Origin of the sequence: Mycobacterium sp. RTGN6, assembly GCF_033804605.1 — a bacterium.
GTDB lineage: Bacteria > Actinomycetota > Actinomycetes > Mycobacteriales > Mycobacteriaceae > Mycobacterium.
Genome location: NZ_JAPZKZ010000005.1, coordinates 272,579 through 295,259, shown reverse-complemented (window position 1 = coordinate 295,259; position 22,681 = coordinate 272,579). Strand labels below are relative to the sequence as shown.

Below are 22,681 nucleotides of genomic sequence, written 5' to 3'. Positions count from 1 at the left end.
GTCTCACGAGGCGAGTTCGGCCGCGATGAGCGGGCCCAGCCGTTCAAGGGTGTCCGAATCCATCAGCTCGGAATGGCGGCAGTCCAGCTTGACGACGCGCAGCTCGCCGCCGACGTGGTCCCGCCAACCCAGCGAGGCAACTCCAACGAGGTCCATCTCCAACGTGGTGGCATCGACGAAGAAGACATCGCCGGCGTAGCGTCCGTAGTCGGCGTTCGCGGTGAAACGTTCGGCGGCCACGTAGTTTTCGACGACCAGGGCGATCTGACGGTCGTCGAGGATGCCGATCGCGTCGTCGCTCGCGCGTACCAGCGACACCGCGTCGGCCACCGTCATCTTGGCACCGGGGTCGACGGGGAAGCCCATCTCTCGGAGCAGGCCGGCCAGCACGGCAGCGGGGTCGAACGTCCTCTCGGCGGTGACGTCGGTGCGGGCATCGAGCATGCCGACATGGGTGACGTCGCGACCGCGCCTGGTGAGTTCCTCGGCCACGAGTAGCGCCATCGAGCCGCCAAACGACCAACCGAGCAGCCTGATCGGGCCGATCGGGGCCACCTCAACCACCGTGTCGGCATAGTCGGCCGCGAGTTCTGCGATGGTCTCGGGTAACTCGTGGCCGGAGAACAGCGGCGACTGCAGCCCATACAACGGGATCTGCTCGGGCAGATACCGTTTCAGGCCAGCGAACTGCCAGCTGAGCCCGCTGGCGGGATGGATGCAGAACAGTGGCGGCTCGGATCCTGATGGGCGCAACGACAACACGTGCGACAGGCTGTCGGGTACGCCACCGGTGGTTCCGTCGGTCAGAAGTCGGGCGACGTCCGCCACGGTGGAGGCGATCATCAGCTCGGCCACGGGTAGGTCGACGCCGAATTCGCGTCGGATGGTTGCCGCGAGTCGCACCAGAAGCAGGGAATGCCCACCGAGACTGAAGAAGTCGTCGTCCATGGTGGTGACGGTGACGCCGAGGACGTCGGTGAACAGGTCGCAGAGTCGTCGCTGTTGGGGGGTTTCGGGGGGACGGCCGGTGGTGGCGCCGAATTCGGGCGCGGGTAGTGCGTTGCGGTCGAGCTTGCCGCTGGGGGTGAGTGGGAACTCGTCGAGTGCGACGAACGCCGACGGGATCATGTGGATGGGAAGCGCGGCGGTCGTGTGCTTGCGCAGCGAGTCGGCGGTTGGAGCGTCGTCGGCAGGCAGGTAGTAGGCGACGAGCCGGTCGTTGCGAACCACGACCCGCGCCGAGGATACGCCGGGATGCGTCGCCAAAACGGTCTCGAGTTCGCCGGGCTCGATGCGGACGCCGCGCAATTTGATCTGGTCGTCGGTGCGGCCGAGGTACTCGAGTTGGTGGTCGGCGCGCCAGCGGACCAGGTCGCCGGTGCGGTACATGCGTGCGCCGGCGTCGAAGGGGTTGGCCACGAAGCGTTCTGCGGTGAGATCGCGGCGGTGCAGGTAGCCGTCGGCCAGTTGCACGCCGGCCAAGTAGAGCTCGCCTTGGGCGCCCGAGGGGACGGGGTTCAGATACTCGTCGAGGACATACGCGCGGACGTTCCAGCCCGGCGTCCCGAGGGCGATGGGGCCGCCGTCAGCGGTCCAGCCGAGGACGTCGACCGAGGCTTCGGTCGGCCCGTAGAGGTTGTGCAAGGGGACGTCCAGCGCGAGTGAGAAGCGGGCGGCCAGGTCGGTGGGCAGCGCTTCGCCGCCGACGGTGACCCTCGTCAGGGTGTCGCACTGTGCTGCGCGGGGTTCGTCGAGGAAGAGCTCCAGCATCGACGGGACGAAGTCGACTGCGGTGACACGCTGGGCGGCAATGGTTTCGGCGAGGTAAGCCGGTTCGCGGTGACCGCCAGGCCGGGCGATCACCAACGTCGCGCCGACGCTGAGCGGCCAGAACACCTCCCACACCGAGGTGTCGAAGCTGATGGGTGTCTTCGCCAGCATCCGATCGTCTGCCGTCAGCGGGTAGGCGTCTTGGAGCCAGGCGATGCGGTTGACGATGCCCGCGTGTGGCACCGCGACTCCCTTGGGCCGTCCCGTTGTCCCTGAGGTGTAGAGCACGTAGGCCCACGACGCCGGATCGACTTTGACCCGCGGGCCGGCCTGCTGCCGATCGCGCGCGGTGCGCACCACGGCGAGGTCGTCGATGATGGCGGCGGGTTTGGCGTCATCGATCATGTACGCCAACCGGTCTGGCGGATACTCCGGGTCAAGCGGCAGGAAGGCCGCACCGGACTTGGCGACCGCCAGCAGGGTGACGATCAGTTCGACAGACCTGGGTAGCGAGACTCCGATGATGCCGCCTTGGCGGGCGCCGTCGTCGGTGAGCTTGGCCGCCAACCGATCCGACCAGGCGTCCAACTCTGCGTAGCTCAGTTCACGGCCCTCGAACACCACCGCAGGCGCATCCGGTGTCGCCGTCGCTTGCGCGGCCACCAGCGCACCCAGGGCATGCGAATCCACGTCACGGTCCGTGTCATTGCGGGTGGCGATCAGCGTGTCGCGTTCACCGTCGGCGAGCACGTCGATGGCACTCACCGGCGTCGTGGTGTCGGAGGCTACCTGGCGCAGCGTCCGCGTCAGCCTGCGAGTCAGAGTCCGCACCGACGACTCATCGAACAGGTCGCTGCTGAATTCGGCCATGATCGTCGCGGATCCCGACGTGCGATCGTCGATCAACGTGAATCCGAGGTCGAACATGGCTGCGGTGACGGGCGGTTCGCTCCACTCGGTGGGCAGCCCGAACATCTCGGCGTCGTCGCCATCGCGGCGGTGGTATCCGACGAAGACGTTGAACAACGGGTTTCGGCCAGCGACGCGCGGGGGATTGAGCTCCTCGACCAGTCGCTCGAACGGCAACTCCTGGTGGGCGAACGCCGCCAGGTCGGCCGACCGCACTCGCGTCAGCACGTCGTCGAACGTCGGGTTTCCTGACACGTCCGCGCGCAGCACCACGGTGTTGACGAAGAAGCCGATCACCTCGTCGAGCGCGGACTCGTCGCGGCCGGCCACCGGCGTGCCGACCACGATGTCGTCGCCGGCTCCCAACCGGTGCAGCAGCACGGCGACGGCGGCGTGCAGCATCATCACCATGCTGACCTGGCGCTCGTCGGCGATGGTCCGAAGTGCCGCAGCGAGTTCCGTCGACACCTCGACGTGCAACGTGCCACCCGTTCCGCTGGCCCGGGCGGGCCGAGCGCGGTCGGTCGGCAGGCTCAGCTCGTCGGGGGCGCCGGCAAGGGCCGACTTCCAGAACTCCAGCTGCCGCGCGCCGACGTCCCCCAGCAGCTCACGCTGCCACAGCGCGTAGTCCGCATACTGAATCGGCAACGCGGGCAACGCCGAATCGTCACTCGACGAACGGATTTGGTAGGCCCGGTTCAGATCTGCGAGGAACGGCGCGTCCGACCACTCGTCGGTCGCGATGTGGTGCAGCAGCACCGCCACCGTGTGGTCCTCGGCGCTCGCGGTCAAGACGTCGACCCGCAGCGGAAGCTCGCTGCTCAGGTCGAAGCGGTGACCGGCGGCCGCCGCAACCTCGGCGGGAATCCGATCCGTGGCACAGTCCGTGACGCGAAACGGCGGCCGCGTGCCAACGGGCAGAATCTCCTGGCGGTAGCCGCCGTCGTCCTCGGTGAAGACGGTGCGCAGCGACTCGTGCCGGTCGACGACGTCGCCAACGGCGTCGCGCAGCGCATCGACGTCCAATGCGCCGCGGACGCGGAAAACCAACGGATAGTTGTACGCCACACCCGTTTCGCCGAGCCGGTCGACGACCAGCATGCGCTCCTGCGCGGGCGACGCCGGGACGCGTTCCGGGCGGGGGCCTGCGACCAATTCCTGGCGCGGCGCCCGCTCGAGTGCCCGTTCCGATTCCAGGCCAGCGGCGAGGCCCGCTACGGTGCGCGCGTTGAAGACGTCACCAAGGGCCAGCTCGACGCCGAGCGCCGCGCGGACCTTGCTGATCAGTCGGATGCTGAGCAGGGAGTGTCCACCGAGGTCGAAGAAGTCGTCGTCGACTCCGACGCCGTCGACCCCGAGCACCTCGGCGAAGAGCTCGCACAGCGTCTCTTCGGTGGGGGATTGCGGTGGCCGACTGGAGTTCTGGGCCGACGGCGCGACGTCGGGGAGCGCCCGGACGTTGAGCTTGCCGTTGTCGGTCAGGGGAAGTTCGTTCAGCACCGCCATCGCCGTCGGCACCATGTAGGGCGGCAGCACGCCCTTGAGGTAGGTACGAAGCTCGCCGACGAGGTTCTGGTGCTCGGCCGTCCTCGCGGTCGGCACGACGAAGCCAACCAGTCGGTGCGAGCCCGGCGTGTTCGGATCGGGACGCGCGATCACGGCTGCCTGCGCGACTCGGGGATGGGCGCCCAATGCCGCCTCGATGTCGCCGAGCTCCACGCGGTAGCCGCGGATCTTGAGCTGGTCGTCGGTGCGGCCGAGGAAGTCCAGATTGCCGTCCGCGCGCCGCAACACCAGGTCGCCGGTGCGGTAGACCCGGCCCGGGCCTTGGGGATTCGCGACGAAGCGACCCGCACTCAGCGCCGGCTGCCCGAGATAGCCCCGCGCCAACCCCGCGCCCTCGATGTAGAGCTCGCCCGCGATGCCGTCGGGAACCGGACGCAACCAGCCGTCGAGGATGTGCGCCCTGGTGTTCCAGATCGGTTCGCCGACGGTGGGAGTGGCGCTGTCATCGGTGCCGCCGCCGAGGGTGTTGATGGTGTATTCGGTGGGGCCGTAGAGGTTGTAGCCGTAGCTGGTATCGCTGTCGCGCAGCCTGTTCCAGACCGTGGACGAGACGGCTTCGCCGCCGAGCAGCACCAGCACCGGCGGATGACCGTTCGGGTCGAGCAGGCCCTGCTCGAAGAGCAGCGCAGCGTACGTCGGCGTCACGTTGATGACGTCGACGCGGTGCTCGTGACAGTACGACACCAGTGCCGTCGCGTCGCGGCGCAGCTCCTCGTCGCAGATGTGCACCTCGTGACCCTCGATGAGCCACAACAACTCTTCCCACGACATGTCGAACGAGAACGACACGGTGTGCGCGATGCGCAGTCTGCGACCGCCGGCCTTGGCGATGGCTGGCGCGAAGATTGCCTCGCGGTGATTGAGGTGCATGTTGGTCAGCCCGCGGTGCGGTGTGACGACGCCCTTGGGCTTGCCCGTCGACCCCGACGTGTAGATGACGTAGGCGGGTTGGTCGGGGCGCGGCGAGAAACCGTCCCAATCGGGTCGGGCCGCAGCGCACTTCGCCAACGCGTCGTCGCCATCGAGCACGATCACCGGACATGCGTCGGGCGCCACTCCGGCGATGCGGCTGGCCGTGGCCGACGTGACGAGCACGCACACCGGCTCGGCGTCGTCGAGCATGACCGCCAGCCGGTCGTCGGGATAGTCGAGTTCGAGCGGCAGGTACGCGGCGCCGGCGCGCAGCACCGCAAACAGCGCGACCACGGCATCGATCGACCTTGGGATGGCCAGGGCCACCGTGCATTCCGGCCCGATGCCACGGTCGCGCAGCACCCAGGCGAGCCGATTGAGCCGCTCCTCCAGCTGGCCGTAGTCGATGCTGTCATCGCCGCACACCAATGCGGTCAGCGTCGACGACTCGGGGTCGCGGCCGGCGAGCAGATCCAGCACGGTCGCTTCGGGAAGGTCGTGATCCGTCGACGCCGCCCGCGCGGCGAGGGCGGCCCGCTCGTCGGGGAGCACCAACGGAACCGCGGCCAACGCATCGGCGACACCGCCCTCTTCGCCGATGTGCAGAATGACCTGCTGCAGCCGGGCTAGGAGTCGCGCAGCGCGTTCGCGGCCCACCACGTCGGGCCGGTACTCCAACTTGACCCACAGCCGACGCCCCGGCGACGCCACCCACGTCAGCGGATAGTGCGACGCGTCGATCGAATCGTGGCCGACGATGCCGTGATCGGTCTCCATGTCGGTGAACGTGTCGTCGTCGAGGAAGTTCTGCAACACGTAGAGACTGTCGAAGAGCGGCCCGCCGCCAGACAGCGCACCATTGGTGTCGCGATCCCGGTTGGCGAGCGCGCGCTGGATGTCGCCGAGGCCGAGGTACTCGTGGTCCATCAGGCGAAGCCGCTCGGACTGGACGGCGTGCATCGTCTCGGCCAGCGTGCGGTCGGGGCGCAGCTGGACACGGGTCGGCACGGTGTTCAGGAAGAGCCCGATGACCGAGTCGATGCCGTCGAGGTCGGTCGGGCGGCCCGCCACCGTCGAGCCGAATACCACGTCGTCACTACCGGTCTCGTAGGCCAGCACCAGCGCCAGTGCGGTGCTGATGAGCGCGTTCAGGGTGACGCCGGCCGATCGTGCGCACGTGGTGAGCGCCGCGGTCTGTTCGTCGGTCAGGGTGAAGTCGAGCCGCAGGGCAAGTGTCGCCTCGGTGCCCACCGCCTCGGGTACCAGCAGGGTCGGCGTGGCCAGGTCGGCGAGGGCGTCGGCCCATTGGCCCGCTGAGGCGTCCCGGTCCTGACGGGCCAGCCAGCGCAGGTAGTCGGTGAAGTCGGCCGTCGGGTCGGGGAGCTCGGCGCGCATGCCCCGTTTGGCGGCGGTGTACTCCGAGAACAGTTCGCGCAGTAGCTGTTCGCGCGACCAGCCGTCCAGCAGCAGGAAGTGGTAGCTGAAGATCAGCCGGTCGTGCGCACCGGTGCGGATCACTGTCATCCGGGCCAGCGGCGGCGAAGCCAGGTCGAAAGTGCGGAGTCGGTCGTCGGCGGTGAGCTGTTCGACCCGCTCGGAAACCCGTTCTGGCGCAAGCCCCGTCAGGTCGACGGTCTCGGGTTCGCACACGGGGTCCACGACGATCGCGGCCACGGGTTGCGGCAGGTCGTCACCCAGGAAGGCCGACCGCAACACGGGGTTGCGTCGCATCACCGCGGAGTAGGCCTTGCGCAGGGCGTCGACGTCGATCGGTTCAACGAAGTCGAAGACGTTCTGGACGATGTAGACCGCGGCCTTCGCGTACCTGGCCTGGAAGTACACGCCCTCCTGAAGGGGCGACAGCGGCCAGACGTCCTGAACCGCCCGCGAGGTGCCCGCCGTGACGCGGTCGACGTCCTGTTGGGACAGCGAGACGAGCGACAAGTCCGACGGCGTCAGCGCGGCGGTGGCGGGCTGGCCCGTGACCGCCTGGCCCAGTTCGCGCAGCACCGCGACCCAGTGCTCGCCGAGCTCAGCAACGGCGTCGGAGCTCAGCTCGCCGTGGGCGTAGGTGAGCGTGGCGCGCAGACGTGGGCCATCGACGGTCTCGTCGCAGATGGCGTTGAGCTCCAAAAGGTATGGAGTGCCGAGGTCGGGGTTGGGCCCGGCCCGCAGCGCGTCGACCTCTGGTGCCGAGTCCCAGTCCTCGGTGCCATCTGCGGCCCACCGGCCGAGGTAGTTGAACAACAGCTGAGGGGCGGGCAGCCGGCCCAACGCGGCGGCAGTGCGTGGGTTGCAGTAGCGGAGCTGGCCGAAGCCGAGCCCGCCGTCCGGAGCGGCGCGAAGCCGTTCCTTGACCTCCTTGAGCACGGCCACGAGGTCGTCACCCGCTGGGGCATCCAGTCGCACCGGGGCGATCGCGGTGAACCAGCCGACGGTGCGGGACAAGTCGAAGTCGCCCCACCCGTCGCGGCCATGCCGCTCGAGGTCCAGCACCAGCGGTGCATCGGACGCGCCGCCGCGGGCGATTCGCCACCGGCCCACCGCCACATGCAGTGCCGCCACCAGTGTTTCGGTGACGTCGGCGTTCGCCATCGCGGGCACCGTCGTCAGCAGCGGCACCGTCTCCTCGGCGGTGAGCCGGACGTCGTGATCGCGCGTCGCCCCGACGGTGAGGGCGACCACGGCCGTCTGCGGCTCGAGCTCGCCACCGGGGGTCAACGTCGACGTCCAGTGCTCGAATTCGGCCAATCGTGCTGCCTGCTGGGCGTTCTCGTTGACGACGCGGGCGTACGAGCGAAGCGAGGTGGGGACCGGTGGCAGCATCGCCCGCTGGCCGGCCATCACCTGAGCGCAGGCCTCGCTGAGGTCCTCGATCAGGATGCGCCAAGAGACGCCGTCGACGGCGAGGTGGTGGACCACGAGGAGTAGTCGGCCCTGGCGCTGCGGACCCAGGTCGAACCACACCGCTTCGACGATGGTGCCGGCATCGGGGTCCAGCCGGTCGGCGGCGGCGTCGGACTCTTCGCCGATCCTGTTCCGCAACGCGTCGTCGTCGAGGTGTGCGGCGCCGACCCGTGACACCGATACCGAGGCTTCTGCAACGGTTTCCAGCGACCACAACATCGGAACCGGACGGCTCAGCCGTAACCGCAGGGCGTCGTGGCGGCTGATCACCGCCACCAGCGCCGCGTCGAGGTGGTCCAGCGTCACGCCGATGGGGGTGCGCAGCAGCTCGGTCTGGTTGAACCGCGACACCGTTCCGCCGAGTTCGGCCAGGCGCGCCACGATGGGGGTCAGCATGACCTCGCCGAGATCCGGTCCGCTGTCGTCCACGGCGGGCGCGACTTCCTCGACGGACTCGGCCAGTGCCGTCGGGGTGCGGTTCACGAAGACCTGCTGCGGGGTGATCCGCAGCCCGTGCCGTCGCGCCCGGTTGACCAGTTGGATGGCGACGATGCTGTCGCCGCCCATCATGAAGAAGTCGTCGTCGACACCGACTGCGGTACCGAGGATCTCGGTGCAGAGGCTGGCGAGTAGTGCTGCGGTGCCCTGGTCGGTGGCCTCGACGCGAGGAGTGGGACCGGGCTCGGGTGGCTCGGGAAGTGCGGCTCGGTCGAGCTTGCCGTTGACGGTCAGGGGCAGTGCGTCGAGCACGACGAACGCCGACGGCACCATGTAGTCCGGGATCCGCTGTGAGAGGTCCGCGCGCAACCGAGCGACGTCGACCGTCTCGCGGCCGACGACGTACCCGATCAGCCGGGTGCGCCCAGATGGGTCCTGCCGCACGGCCGCAGCGGCATTCGCGACGTCGGGCAGCGCGGCGAGCGCCGCCTCGACCTCGCCGAGCTCGATTCGGTATCCGCGGACCTTGACCTGTTGGTCGGACCGCCCGACGTAGACCAACTCGCCAGTATCGGTCCACATGGCGGTGTCGCCACTGCGGTAGAGCCGCTCACCGGCGGCATCGAACGGGTTGGCCACGAAGCGTCCCGCCGTCAGGCCCGGCCGACCGACGTACCCACGCGCGAGTTGGCCGCTGGCGACGTAGACCTCACCGACCACGCCCGCGGGGACCGGCCGGAGCCCAGCGTCGAGCAGGTGGATGCGCAGCCCGGGGATGGGCCCGCCGATGACGCTGTCCGTCGCCGCGGTGTCCGCCGCATCGAGGGCACGGTGCGACACGTGGACGCATGTCTCGGTGATCCCGTACATGTTGACCAGCAGCGGAGTTTCGGGGGCGTGTCGCTCGTACCAGCGGGCCAGCCGGCCGGTGTCAAGGGCCTCGCCGCCGAACACGACGTACCGCAGATGCAAGGGCACCCGGTGGAGTCGGTCCGCTTCGATCAAGGGGTAGAACGCCGATGGGGTCTGGTTGAGCACCGTCACCCGCTCGGTCGACAGCAGCTCGAGGAAGCGCTCGGGATCTCGTGCCACCAGCTGTTCGACGACGACGAGCCGCCCGCCGTGCAGCAGCGGTCCCCACAGTTCCCAGACCGAGAAGTCGAACGCGGCGGAGTGGAACATCGTCCACACGTCGTCGGCCCCGAATTCGAAGAGCTCAGAGGTACCCCGGAAGAGCGCCGCCACATTCCGATGCGTGACGGCGACGCCCTTGGGCACCCCCGTCGAGCCAGAGGTGTAGATGACGTAGGCCGCGTGATCGGGTTCGAGCCCGGGTTGAGGTGACGGTTGATCGCGACCACTTTGCGCCGCGTCGTCGAGCAGCACCGTGCGGATCGTCGAATTCGTCAGTCGGCCAGGACGATCGGTCAGCACGCAGACGGGGGCCGAGTCGTCGAGGATGTGTTGCAGCCGCGCAGCGGGCGAGTCGATGTCCAGTGGGACGTACGTACCGCCGGCCTTGATGACCGCCAGCAGACCGACGATGAGGTCTGCCGAGCGGGGCAGCGCCACGGCCACCCAACTCTCGGGCCGGACCCCGAGTCCGACGAGCGTCGCGGCCACTGCCGTGGCGCGAGAATCGAGTTCGGCGTAGGTGAGTCGGTCGGCGCCGCACGTGACGGCCACCCGGTTCGAGGAACGCGATGCCGCCGCGGCGAAGGCATCGACGAGGGTTCGGTCCGGTCCTGGGCGCGACTGGGAGTCCGCGCCGAACCGCCGTTCGACCTCGGTGCGCAGGTCGATGTCCGCGACCGGGGTGTCCGGACGTTCGACGAACGTCGTCAGAATGCGCTCGATGCGCTCGGCGAACCGGTCGGCCGCCAGCTCCGTCACCGCGTCGGCGTCGTACTTGAGCTCCACCGTGAGTCGGTCGTCGAGATAGGCCACGAACGACACGGGGTAGTGCGGCGAGTCGGTACCGGTGAAACCGCGGAACCGCAGTGCCCGTGCGTCTTCCGAAACCTCCGTCGCGACGGTCGGGAAGTTCTCGACGACGACCATCGTGTCGAAGAAGTCCCTGACGCCGGCCAGCCGCGCGAGCTCGGCAAGGCCCAACTGTTGCGCATCGAGCAGGGTCGCCTGCTGGTCTTGCAGCTGCGCCATGGCGGTCGCGATCGTCGTCTGGTCGTCCCACGACATCGGCACCGGGATGGTGTTGATCAGGAGTCCGACGATCGACTCGGTGCCGGCCAACTCGCCGCCACGCCCCGAGACCGTCGAGCCGAACACCACGCGCCGTCGGTCGAGCAGGCGACCGAGGAGCAGTCCCCACGCACCGTGCAGCACGGTGGAAAGGGTCACGCCGCGTGCGCGGGCCGACTCGGTCAATGCGCGGGTCAGGCTGGGGGAGAGTCGACGGACGGCACTGCGATGCTCACCGACCGAATGTCCTTGCTGGCCATCCTCGCTCGGGAACAGCATGGTGGACTCGACGTGCTCGAGCGCCGTCGACCACGCCTGTCGAGCGGGTGCGCGGTCGCCACTGGTCACGGCTTCGACGTGGTCACGCAAGGTGGCCGTGATCGGCCTCAGCGCGGGGCCAGCCCCGACGGCGGCGTTGTAGTGCTCGACGACGTCGCCGAAGATCACCGGATACGACCAGCCGTCGGCGACGATGTGGTGCATGGTCTGGATGAGGCGATGCTCCGTCGGGCTCAGGCTCACCAGCACGTAGCGGACAAGCGGCGCGTCCGTCAGATCGAAGGGACGTGCCAGTTCTTCCTGAGCAATGTCTTCCAGCTGCGCCGCGTCGGCATCGACGGCTCGGAAGTCGACGGGGGCGTCGGCCCAGATGACCTGAGCGAGTCGACCGTCGGCGAGTTCGCGGAAGCTGGCGCGGAGCGCCTGGTGCCTGCGCATCACGGCAGCGACGCTGGTGCGCAGCGCATCCGGATCGGCTGGCCCGGCCAAGTCGGCGACTTGCTGCACCTGATACGTGTCGACGCCATCACCGAATGCGCTGTGGAAGTACATGCCCTGCTGCAGCGGAAGCAAGGGCAGGACGTCGTCGATGGGACCGGTGCGTTGCCAGCCGTCGACGTCGGACTGGGTGACGGTGATGAGCGGGAAGTCCGCCGGGGTGTGGCCGGATAGCTCAGCGCAGCGGGTGAGCGCCGTCAGGGCCTCCGACCACGACGTCGCAAGGTCCGCGACGTCGGAGGGCTCGAGCAGACCGCCCGGCCAGGCCAGCGTCATGGATAGCACGGTGCCGTCCGGCCGGTCCTCGGCGAGCGCGTTGATCTCCAGTGCCACGGCGGGGTTGGCGGGGTCGACACCCTCGCGCAGCGCGCCGATGTCTGCCACCGGCTCCCAGTCCTTGCCGCCGCCACCGGCGAACCGGCCGAGGTAGTTGAATAGCACCTGAGGCGCGGCGCCGTGCAGCGGACGCGACTCGTCCAGGTAGCGCAGCACGCCGTACCCGAGCCCCCGGTTGGGAATAGTGCGCAGCTGCTCCTTGACCGACTTCGCGGATGCCGCGAGGGCCGGGCCCGCTTCGAGCACCTCGGTCCACGTCAGCGCGCCCGGGTCGATCCGCGCGGGATAGATCGACGTGAACCAGCCGACCGTGCGGGACAGGTCCAGTTGCCCTGGCACGGACTCCGCTTCGCGGCCATGGCCTTCCAAGTTCAGGACGGCGGCGGTGCCTTCGCTGCGGCCGCGGTCGGCTCGCCACTTGGCCAGCGCCAGCGTCAAGGCGGTGAGCAGGACGTCGTTGACTCCGCCATGCATGGCCGCGGGCACTGACGACAACAACGCCGAACTGACGTCCGACGGCAACGAGCTCCCGTGACTCAGCACCGTGCTGGCGGTGTCGACCGCGGGGTCAACGGCTCGGCTGCCCAGGTCGGGGTCCGGGGTCGCCAGTACCTCGTTCCAGTACTCGGCCTCGGCGTCGAAGTCCCTGGCGCCGAGCGTGTTCGACCAGGTCCGGAACGACGTCGGGACTTCGTCGAGCGCGGCGGGGCGGCCGGCCGACACCTCGGTCCAGGCCCGGGCGAGATCGTCGCCGAGAATGCGCCAGGAGACGCCGTCGATCACCAGGTGGTGGATGACGAGCAGCAGCTGACCCGCCGACGCGGGGGTGTCGAACCACACCGCGCGGACCATGGCTCCACGCTCGGGTGCGAGCTCGGCGGCCGCAGCGGCGGTGGCCGCGTCGAGCTCGGCCGCATCGAGGACACCCGGCCGGCTGGTGACGAGTGGTTCGACGTGGCCGTCGGGCTCGGGGACGGTCAGCGTCCATCCCGTGTCTGTGACGTCGAGCCTGGCGCGCAGCATGCCGTGTGCGTCGACGAGCGACCGAACGACGAGTTCTACTTGCTCGTGGGTGATTCCGGCCGGAGTCGCCAGCACCTGCGCCTGGTAGAAGCCCGTGAGCGGCGTCGCCGACTGTTCGGTCTCGGCGAGCATCGGTGTCGCGGCGACGACCCCGATACCGGTGTCGGACTCGCGGACGGCGACCGTTGAATCGGTCTTGACGACTGCGGCCAGCGCTGCGACCGTCCTGCGTCGGAAGACGTCGCGGGGGGTCAGCTGCAGGCCGGCCTTGCGAGCCCTGCCGCAGACGGCGATCGACGAGATGCTGTCTCCGCCCAAGGCGAAGAAGTCGTCGTCGACACTGAGGCCGCCGGCCTCGATCCCGAGCACCGCGGAGATGATCCCGAGCAGCGTCGCCTCCACGTCGGTGCGTGGTGAGCGTCCGGTGCCGAGGGTGGCGGCCACCGGTTCCGGCAACGCGGCCACGTCGAGCTTGCCGTTGATCGTCAACGGGAGCTCGTCGACGATGCCGTAACGGGTCGGCACCATGTAGGGCGGCAGCAGGCTGGCGAGCTGGTCGCGCAACTCAGCGATGAACCCGGACGCATCCGCTGGCTTGGTGGCCGGAATGACGTATGCGGCAAGGGTCTTCACCGGCGGGGTACCCGAGGTCGAGCGGGACACCACTGCGCAGCGCGCCACTCCGGCGACGGTCGCGAGCACCGACTCGACCTCGCCGAGCTCGACGCGGTAGCCGCGGATCTTCACCTGGTCGTCGGCGCGGCCCAGGAAGTCGAGGTGGCCGTCGGGGCGGCGTCGCACCAGGTCTCCGGTGCGGTACATCCGGCCGCCAGGCACGTGCGGGTCGGCGACCATGGCGTTGGCCGTCAGCCCGGGACGATGGTGATAGCCGCGGGCCAGGCCCATTCCGGCGATGTAGAGCTCGCCGGTCGCACCGTCGGGCACGGGTCGCAGTGCAGAATCCAGGAGGTAGCCGCGGGTATTCCAGATCGGTTGCCCGACAGTCGGTGTCACGCTGTCGTGGGTGCCGCCACCGAGGGTGTTGATGGTGTACTCGGTGGGACCGTAGAGGTTGTAGCCCGCTGATGCCGGATGGTCGCGCAGCGCCGACCAGACGCCGTCGCCGACGGCCTCGCCGCCCAGCAGCACCAGTGCGGGCGTGTGCTCGCCGAGCAGGCCGGCGTCGATCAGGTGGTGCGCGTAGGTGGGCGTGACGTTGATGACGTCGATGCGGTGCTCGTGGCAGTAGGCCACCAGGGCCGGTGCGTCGCGGCGCAACTCCTCGTCGCAGACGTGCACCTGGTGACCTTCGACCAGCCAGAACAGTTCCTCCCACGACATGTCGAAGGAGAACGAAACCGTATGCGCGACATTGATCTTGGGTAGTGACTGCCCGTCGCCGGCGCGCCGCACGGTGGGGTCGAAGATCGCCTCACGGTGGTTGAAGTACATGTTCGTCAGGCCCGCATAGCCCGTCAGCACGCCCTTCGGGCGCCCGGTGGAACCCGACGTGTAGATGAGGTACGCGGGGTGCTGCAGCCGTCGCTCGCCTTCGGCGAAGTCGCCGAGCTCGGCGGCCGTCAAGGGCAGCGTCGAGGTGGCAGCCAACGCCGCGACGGTGTCCGGGTCGTCGACCGCGATGACGGTGGCGCCGTGACCGCGGGCGCAGTCCGACACCTCGATGCGCTCGGAGGTGGTGAGCAGCAACACCGGACGCGCGTCGTCGATGATGGTGCGCAACCGGTCGATCGGCAGGTCGAGTTCCAGCGGCAGGTAGGCGGCGCCTGCCCGCAGCACCGCGAAGAGCGCGACCACCATGTCGATGGAGCGTGGAAGGGCGAGCGCCACGAACGACTCCGGGGCCGCGCCGTGGCTACGGAGGTATCGCGCGAGCGCAGACACGCGGTCGTCGAACTCGCGATAGGTGACGCGTTCCGCACCGAAGACCAAGGCGGTGTCGTCGGGATTGCGTTCGGCTTGGCGGGCAAGCAGTTCGGCGATCGTGACGGGTTCGACCGACCGCGTGGTCTGCGACCAGCGCTGCTCAAGTTCGCTGCGGCGCTCCGCGCTGACCAGGTCGATGGTGCCCACCGGGACGGCGGGCCGCGCCGCGATCGCGTCGAACACCGCGAGGAGCTGTTCGACCATCTCGTGGGCGCGGTCCTCGCTGACGACGCGGTGTTCGAGCTTGACCGTCAACTCGCGGCCGGGGGTGAGCACCCAGGTGAGCGGGAAGTGGGTGGTGTCGTGGTAGTCGACGCCGACGATGCCGTGGGCGGATTCCAGGTCGGTGAACGTGTCGTCGTCGAGGAAGTTCTGAAGTACCAGCAGAGAGTCGAACAGTGCTCCACCGGAATCGCCTGCGGCGCGCTGGATCTGGCCGAGGCCGAGGTGATCGTGGCGCATCATCGACACGCGCTGCTCGTTGACGGTCCGCATTACCTCCGCCGCGGAACGCCCGGGCGACAGGTCGAGGCGGACGGGCACGGTGTTCAGGAACAGCCCGATGGTCTCGTCGATGCCGACCAGTTCGCCGGGGCGTCCGGCGACGGTGGTGCCGAGGACGACGTCGGTAGTGCCCGCGTGGTACCCGGTGACCGTCGCGACCGCCGCCGTGACGACCGCGTTCAGCGTCACGCCCAGCTCATTGGCGCGCGCGCGCAACCGGTCGGTGACCCGCTCGGCCACCTTCACAACGATGCGGTCCGGTTCGGAGTCGGCGTCGGCATCGGGATGGCCTGGTTCGACGCCGCTCGCCAGGGTCGGCTCGCGGAGCCCGCCCAGTAGCTCACGCCAGGCGCCGGACGCCGGCGACGTCTCGGGGTCGCCGTGCGCGCGCAACCATTCGAGATGCCGCACGACGAGCTTGCCGTGCGGTTCGATGGCGCCGCGTTCGCCGCGGGAGTCGTAGAGCGCGAACAACTCCCGCAGGACCAGCTCGCGGGACCAACCGTCGAACAACAGGAAGTGGTAGGTGAACAACATGCGGTCGCGTCCGTCGGGCAGCCGGATGACCGTGAGCCGCACCAGCGGCGGGTTCGCGACGTCGAACGCCGCGGTCCGATCCATGTCGGAGGTGCGTTGCGCCGCCTCGGTGAGCGCGGGATCGTCGGCCTGGTATCGGCTGAGGTCGACGACGGTGAGCTCGGACGGGGGGTCGGAGACGACGACCTGAACTAGCGCGGTGGCGTCCGGCGCCGGGTCCGACTCGGCGTGGTCGACGGTACGGAAGCCCACTCGCAGCTGCGGGTGGCGGCGCAGCAGCGCGGTGAACGCCGCCTGCATGGCATCGACGTCGACGCGGCGGTCGAACTCGAACGTGTTCTGCGCGAGGTAGGTCGGTCCGGCCTCGTCCGTGTCGGAGCCCAGCGTGCTCTGGTAGTAGACGCCCTGCTGCAGTGGCGACATCGCCCAGACGTCCTCGACGGCTCCGCTGGACGTGATGGCCGCGATGGTGGCGTCCGACAGCCGCACCGTGCCGAAGCGGGCGATGGGCTCGGGCGATCCGTCGGCGGCCCGGTCCGATGCGGTTTCGTTCAGCAGCGCGGCCAGCCCGATGGCGGTGCGCCGCCGGAAGACGTCCTCGGTGGTGACGCGGTATCCGGCGCGGGCTAGCCTGCTGGTCACCCGGATGGCCGCGATGCTGTCGCCACCGAGGGCGAAGAAGTCGGCATCCGCGCTGACAGTGTCGCGGTCGAGCACGTCGGCCACCACCTCGACGATGGCGCGTTGCGCGTCGTCGGCAGGCGCCACGGGCACGTCGGCTGTGGAAGCGTCCGATCCGACCCGCGCGACCAGCGCAGCGGCGTCCCGTTTGCCGTTGGGCAGCAGGGGAATCGCGTCGACGACCGTGATGGACGTCGGCACCAGGTGGCGCGGAAGCGCCTCGGCGACGCTGGCCAGCACCGCATCGGGGTCGGGTGCGCCCGCATCGACGACGATGAAGGCGGCAAGGGTCGAACCGGTGCCGACCACGGCCGCCTGCAGCACCCCGGCCCGCCGGGTCAGCGCCGCTTCGACCTCGCCGGGCTCGACGCGGTGCCCGTTGACCTTCAGCTGCCCGTCGACACGACCGCCGAAGGCGATCCGCCCGTCGGCCAGGCGGGCGCCGAGGTCGCCGGTGCGGTACATCCGCTCGCCGTCCGGCGCCGCGACGAACCGGGTGGCCGTCTGGCCGGGACGACCAAGGTAGCCGCGCGCCAATTGCGCACCGCTGACGTAGATTTCGCCGATCACCCCGGCGGGAAGGTCGGCCAGGTTGCGGTCGAGAATCCGAATGCCGGTACCGACGACGGTGGTGCCGAGCGTGATGCCGTCGGCCTCTTGCACGCCCATGAGCACGTCGCCGGCGACTTCCGACGAGCCGTAGGAGTTCACGATCGCGGCGCCAGGGCATGCGGCGCGCAGCGCCGCGACGTGGGCCGCTTCGAGTGCTTCGCCGCTGACGATCCAGCGTGCGACGCCGCGGACCTCCGCGGCGTGTTCGTCGGCCAGTGCGGAGGCCAACGACGGGACCGCCACCAGTTGGTTGACGTCGTGCGCGGCCACCAACTCGGCGAGCCGACGGCCGTCCCTGGCCGCGACGTCGTCGGCAAGGACCGTGCGCGCCCCGGCGACGAGCCCTGCCAGCAGCTCGGTGGTGCCGTCGATGAACGACAGCGAGCTCTTGGCCAGCCTCGTCGGCGCGGGCCACTCGGCCACTGCCCAGGTGAGTCGGTTCGCCAGCGCCCCATGAGTTCCCACGACCGCCTTGGGCTCACCGGTCGAGCCGGACGTGTAGAGCACCGAGACCGCGTCCAGCGGGCCTACCTCGACGGGCTCGAAGGGTGCTGGCGCGTCCGTGGATTCGCCGGTGTCGACGGTGGTGGTGCCGTCGGGAATCGCGCCCGCGAGGGCGGCGCGGCCGACGTCGTCGACGAGCACCGCGCGAGGCTGCGCGTGATCGAGCATGAACTCGATGCGTGCCTGCGGGTAGGTCGGATCGACGGGGAGGTACGCCGCCCCGGTCGAGATGATCGCCCACATCCCCGCCACCGCATCGACCGACCGGGACAGGGCGAGCGCGACGACGTCACCGCGTCGCACGCCCGCGTCGGTGAGGCGACGGGCCAGTGCACCTGCGCGAGCGTCGAGTTCGCCGAAGCTGAGCGACCGCTCACCCGCGATGATGGCCGTGGCGTCGCGGTGAGTGTCGATGGCGTCCGCGAGCAGCGCGGTGACCGTCGTGACCTCGGTTCCGGCGGCGGGCACTTCTGCAACGCCCAGTTCGAGCTGCCCACAGCCGATCCCGATGTCCGCCGTGACGGCGGTCAGCACTTCGACGAAGGCCTGGGCGGCTGCCTCGGCGAACGCGTCGGACACGTGGTCGCGGTCGTTGGTGACGGTGACCGTGATGGTGTCGCGCACCGCGATCATGACCGTCAGCGGGTAGTGCGGCGCCTCGACCACGTCGAGCTCGCCGAGCGTCAGGTCACCGTTCGAATGCGTTGTCGCACCCAAATTCTCGATGACGACCAGAGAGTCGAACAGCTCGCCAACGCCCGTGATGCGGTGAGCCTCGGTCAGCGGCAGATGATGGTGCTCGACGACCTCGGACTCGGCGCGGGCCAGCCGCGCCGCGACGTCCCGCGCAGTGTCCGTCGCCGACCAGCGCACCCGCACGGGCACGGTGTTGACCAGCAGGCCGACCATCCGGTCGACGCCGTCGACCGTGCCCTCGCCACTGCCGCCACGTCCGGAGACCACCGTGCCGAACAGCACGTCGTCATCGCCGGTGAGCCGACCCACGGTGATGCCCCACGCGGTGTGCAGCAGGGTTCCGACGGTGACGGACGCACGGCCCGCCGCGGCCGCGGCGACGCCGCGCGACAACATGCTGAGCGTGCGGCTGCCGAATCCGGTTGCGTGCGCGACGAGGTGACCGCGGGCACCGTCGGCGGCCGCGACTCTGGTGGGCTCCACGACGCCGTCGAGCACACGCGCCCAGGCTTCCTCGTCGGCGGACTCGTCGCGCTGGCCGAGCCAGTCGACGAACCGGTCGAATTGCGGAGCGGGACCGTCGAAGTCGGCGCCAGCGTAGGCCGTCAGGAGGTCATCGAGCACGAGCGGGACCGACCACCCGTCTGCGACGATGTGGTGCACCGTCTGGATCATCGTGTGCAAATCGTCGGTCCGCCGGACCAGGGTGTAGCGGGTCAGCGGCGGCGCGGCGAGGTCGAATCGGCGAGTGCGTTCCCATTCGGCCCGCTGGGCGACCACTGAGGCGGCGCCGGATGCGTGCCGCGCGTCGACCACCTCGAAGTCGGGTGCCACCGGCGCGGCGTGGACGGCGACGGGCGTGCCGTCGGACAGTGTCGTGAACGCTGCCGACAGGGTGCGGTGCCGGCTGACGACGGTCTCGGTCGCGCGCTGGAACCGTTCCACGTCAAGGGGGCCGGTGATGTCGACGAGCTGTTGCACCACGTAGGGATCGTGGCGGCGGCTGAACGTGGAGTGGAAGTAGATGCCCTGCTGCGTCGGAGTCAGCGGCAGTACGTCGACCAGTCCCGGGTACGTGGCCTCGAGCTCGCGGACGTCGTCGGCGCCGATCGCGACCCGGCCGAAGTCCGACACGCTGTGACCGCGGACCTCGGCACTGGTGCCGATCGTGGTCAGCAGTTCACTCCACCGGCGCGCGAGCCCGGCGACCTCGGACTCCGCGATGGCTCCCGAGGGCCAGCTGAAGGTGGCGCGCAGCACGGGACCCGCGGCGGTGTCGACGGCCTCGGCGTTGACCTCCAGCAGTCGCGGCAGCGGCATCGCGGGGTCGCGGTCCTCCATCACCGCGACGAGGTCGTCGGCGAACGCCCAAGGCCGCTCCGCGGTGTCGAACCGCCCGAGGTAGTTGAACAACACCTGCGGGGTGGCGACGAGGCCGTCGTTGCCGCGAAGGTAGCGCAGCGCGCCGTAGCTCAGTCCGTGCGACGGCACCGCGCGCAGTTGATCCTTGATCGACCGAACCGCCGCGCCCAGCGCGTAGCCGTCGGACAACGCTGCACGCCAGTCGAACTCGTCGGCACGCAGCACGGTGGGGTAGAGCGTGGTGAACCAGCCGACGGTGCTCGACAGGTCGGCGTCGCCGACGAGCTGCCCTTCCCGGCCATGCCCCTCCAACTCGAGGAGCAGGGTGTCGATGTCCGCACCGCGGCCCGCCAGCCATTCACGCAGCGCGAGGTACAGCGCGGCGACCATCGCGTCGTTGACGTGGCCGTGGATCCGGCCGGGCACCGCGGAGAGCACGGCTTCGGTGACGGCGGCGGGCAACTCGACGGTGAGCCTGGCCTCGGTCGCGACGGTGTCGACCGCGGCGTCGAGCGGCCGGTCGCCCCAGGCCAACTCCGACGTCGCGCAGGTGTGTTGCCAGTACTCGAGGTCGCCGTCGAACGTCCCATCGACGGCGGCGTCGCTGAGGCGCTGTGCCCAAGCCCGCCACGATGTTTCGGGCGGGGCCAGCGTGGCCGCATCGCCTGCCGCGAGCTGTCGATGGGCCTCGGTGAGGTCCTCGGCGAGGATGCGCAGCGACACTCCGTCCACCACGATGTGGTGGGCCACCACGAGCAGCCGACCGGTGCCGACGGTGGAACGCAGCCATCCGAACGCGACCATGATCCCGGCCTCGGGATCGAGCGTCGCGACCAGCCGGTCCCGCATGCCTTCGATGCCGTCGGCGAGCTCGCCTGTGAGCAAACGGAGTTCGGGTGCGGCATCGGAAATGGCCAGGTTCGAGGCGCTGCCGTCGGTGCTCGCCCACAGCACCTGGTGACGATCGAGGGTGACGCGCAACGCGGCACGCAAGGTGTCCTCGTTCAGGTCGGCGGGCGTGACCAGCGACATGCCCTGGTAGAAGCCGTCGAGCACGGAATGCGCTGCGCCGCCGCCCGCAGCGACACCGTCGAGCCAGCGCAGGATCGGGGTCGCAGCCGCAGCACCCGTCGGGTCGACCCCGACCGATGCCTCGACGGCGGCCGCTTCAGCCAGCAGCGGCGCGAGCGCCTCGACCGTCCGGTGCGCGAACATGTCGCGGGGACGCAGCGCGTAGCCGTGAGCACGGACCCGGCTGACCACCCGAATGGCGACGATGCTGTCGCCGCCGAGGCTGAAGAAGTCCTCGTCGACGCCGACCTGGTCGAGGTCAAGCGCCTCGGCGAAGGCCCTGCACAGCACCGTTTCTCGCGGGGTGCGGGGTGGATTGACCGTCCGCTCGCCGGCGACGTCGGGCGCGGGCAGCGCGCGGCGGTCGGTCTTGCCGTTGGCGGTGACGGGCACGCGGTCCAGGGCGACGAACAGCGTCGGCACCATGTAGTCGGGCAGCCGGGTGTGGGCCCAGTCGGCGATGTCGCGGTGCATCGCGACGTCGTTCGCGACGCCGTCGACGGTGACCACGTAGCCGACCAGGTGGTCGGCACCGCCGCGGTGGTGGACGTCCACGACGGCTTGGCGCACCGCGGGGTGGTCGGCCAGCTGCGACTCGATCTCCTCGAGTTCGATGCGCCGCCCGCGAATCTTGACCTGGTTGTCGGCCCGGCCGAGGAACTCCAACGAACCGTCTTCGGTCCACCGCGCAAGGTCGCCCGTGCGGTACATGCGGGAGCCGTCGCCCCCAAAGGGATTCGCCACGAACCGCGATGCGGTCAGCGATGACGCGTTGACGTAGCCGCGACCCAACAGGAAGCCTGCCGCATACAGTTCGCCGCCGACGCCTGGCGGCACCGGGCGCATGGCGTCGTCGAGCACGTACAGCTGGGTGTGCGGGTTGGGCTTGCCGATCGACGTGGCGATGCGTTCCGCGGTGTCGCGGTAGATCACATGGGAGACACCGATGGTCGCCTCCGCGGGGCCGTAGCCGTGATACAGCGTGGTGGACAGCTGATTTCGGAAGCGGGCGAACAAGCCCGGGGTGAGCACCTCGCCGCCGCACCACACGTGCCGGAGCGACCGCAGCGAGCTCGGCCCGTCCGCCTGGGCGAGCCGGTCGAGTTCGAGCAGGGTGTCGAGCATCGACGACACCAGGTACACGAACGTCACGCGCTCGGTTCGGATCAGGTCGAGCAGGTACTCCGGATCCTTCTCGCCGTCGGGCCGTGCCACGACGACACGCCCGCCGCTGATCAGTGGCAGCAGGATCTCGTTGACCGAGATGTCGAAGGACAGTGGCGCCTTGAAGAGAGCGGCGTCGTCGTCGCCGAAGAGCAGGATGTGGTCGCGCTGCCAGAGCAGCCGCTCGGCGATCGCCTCGTGGCGGATCATCGCGCCCTTTGGCTTGCCCGTCGAGCCCGACGTGAAGATGACGTAGGCGAGCTGCCCTGGCTCGACCATCACGTGCGGTGCCGACGTCGGTCGGTCGGCGTACCGCCAGTCGTCGAGGTCCACCACCAGAGTCGGGACGTCCCAATCGGATTCGTCGTCACCGGCGATGAACGTCACCGAGGCACCGGCGTCGGCGAGCACCTGACTGCGACGGTGCGCAGGCCAGCTGGGGTCCAGTGGCACGAATGCGGCGCCCGCGACCATGGCCGCCAGCACGCACACCACCATCTCGGCCGAGCGCGGCACTCCGACAGCCACCATGCTCTCGGGCCGGGAGTGGTTGTCGCGCAGGGTGTTCGCCAACTGCGCGACGCGCTCACAGAGTTCGCGGTAGGTCAGCCGGCGGTCGCCGTGCACGACGGCGACGGCGTCGGGCGTCGCGACGCACTGGGCCGCGAACAGCTCGGGCACCGTGGACGTCCACTCGGGTGTCGAGTGGTTGTTCCACTGATCCAAGAGCTCCGTGATGTCCAGCGAATGGGCGGTCACGTACTCC

Annotated in this window: 1 protein-coding gene; it reads right to left on the bottom strand. The window is 69.6% G+C overall.

Features of this window, described 5'->3' with window-relative positions; translation table 11 throughout:
• Nucleotides 1-3 precede the first annotated feature (3 nt).
• Nucleotides 4-22,674 carry a non-ribosomal peptide synthase/polyketide synthase gene (locus SLQ33_RS14885; RefSeq protein WP_319454630.1) on the bottom strand — a complete coding sequence of 7,557 codons (22,671 nt, stop codon included), beginning with the start codon at nucleotides 22,672-22,674 and terminating at the stop codon, nucleotides 4-6.
• Nucleotides 22,675-22,681 lie beyond the last annotated feature (7 nt).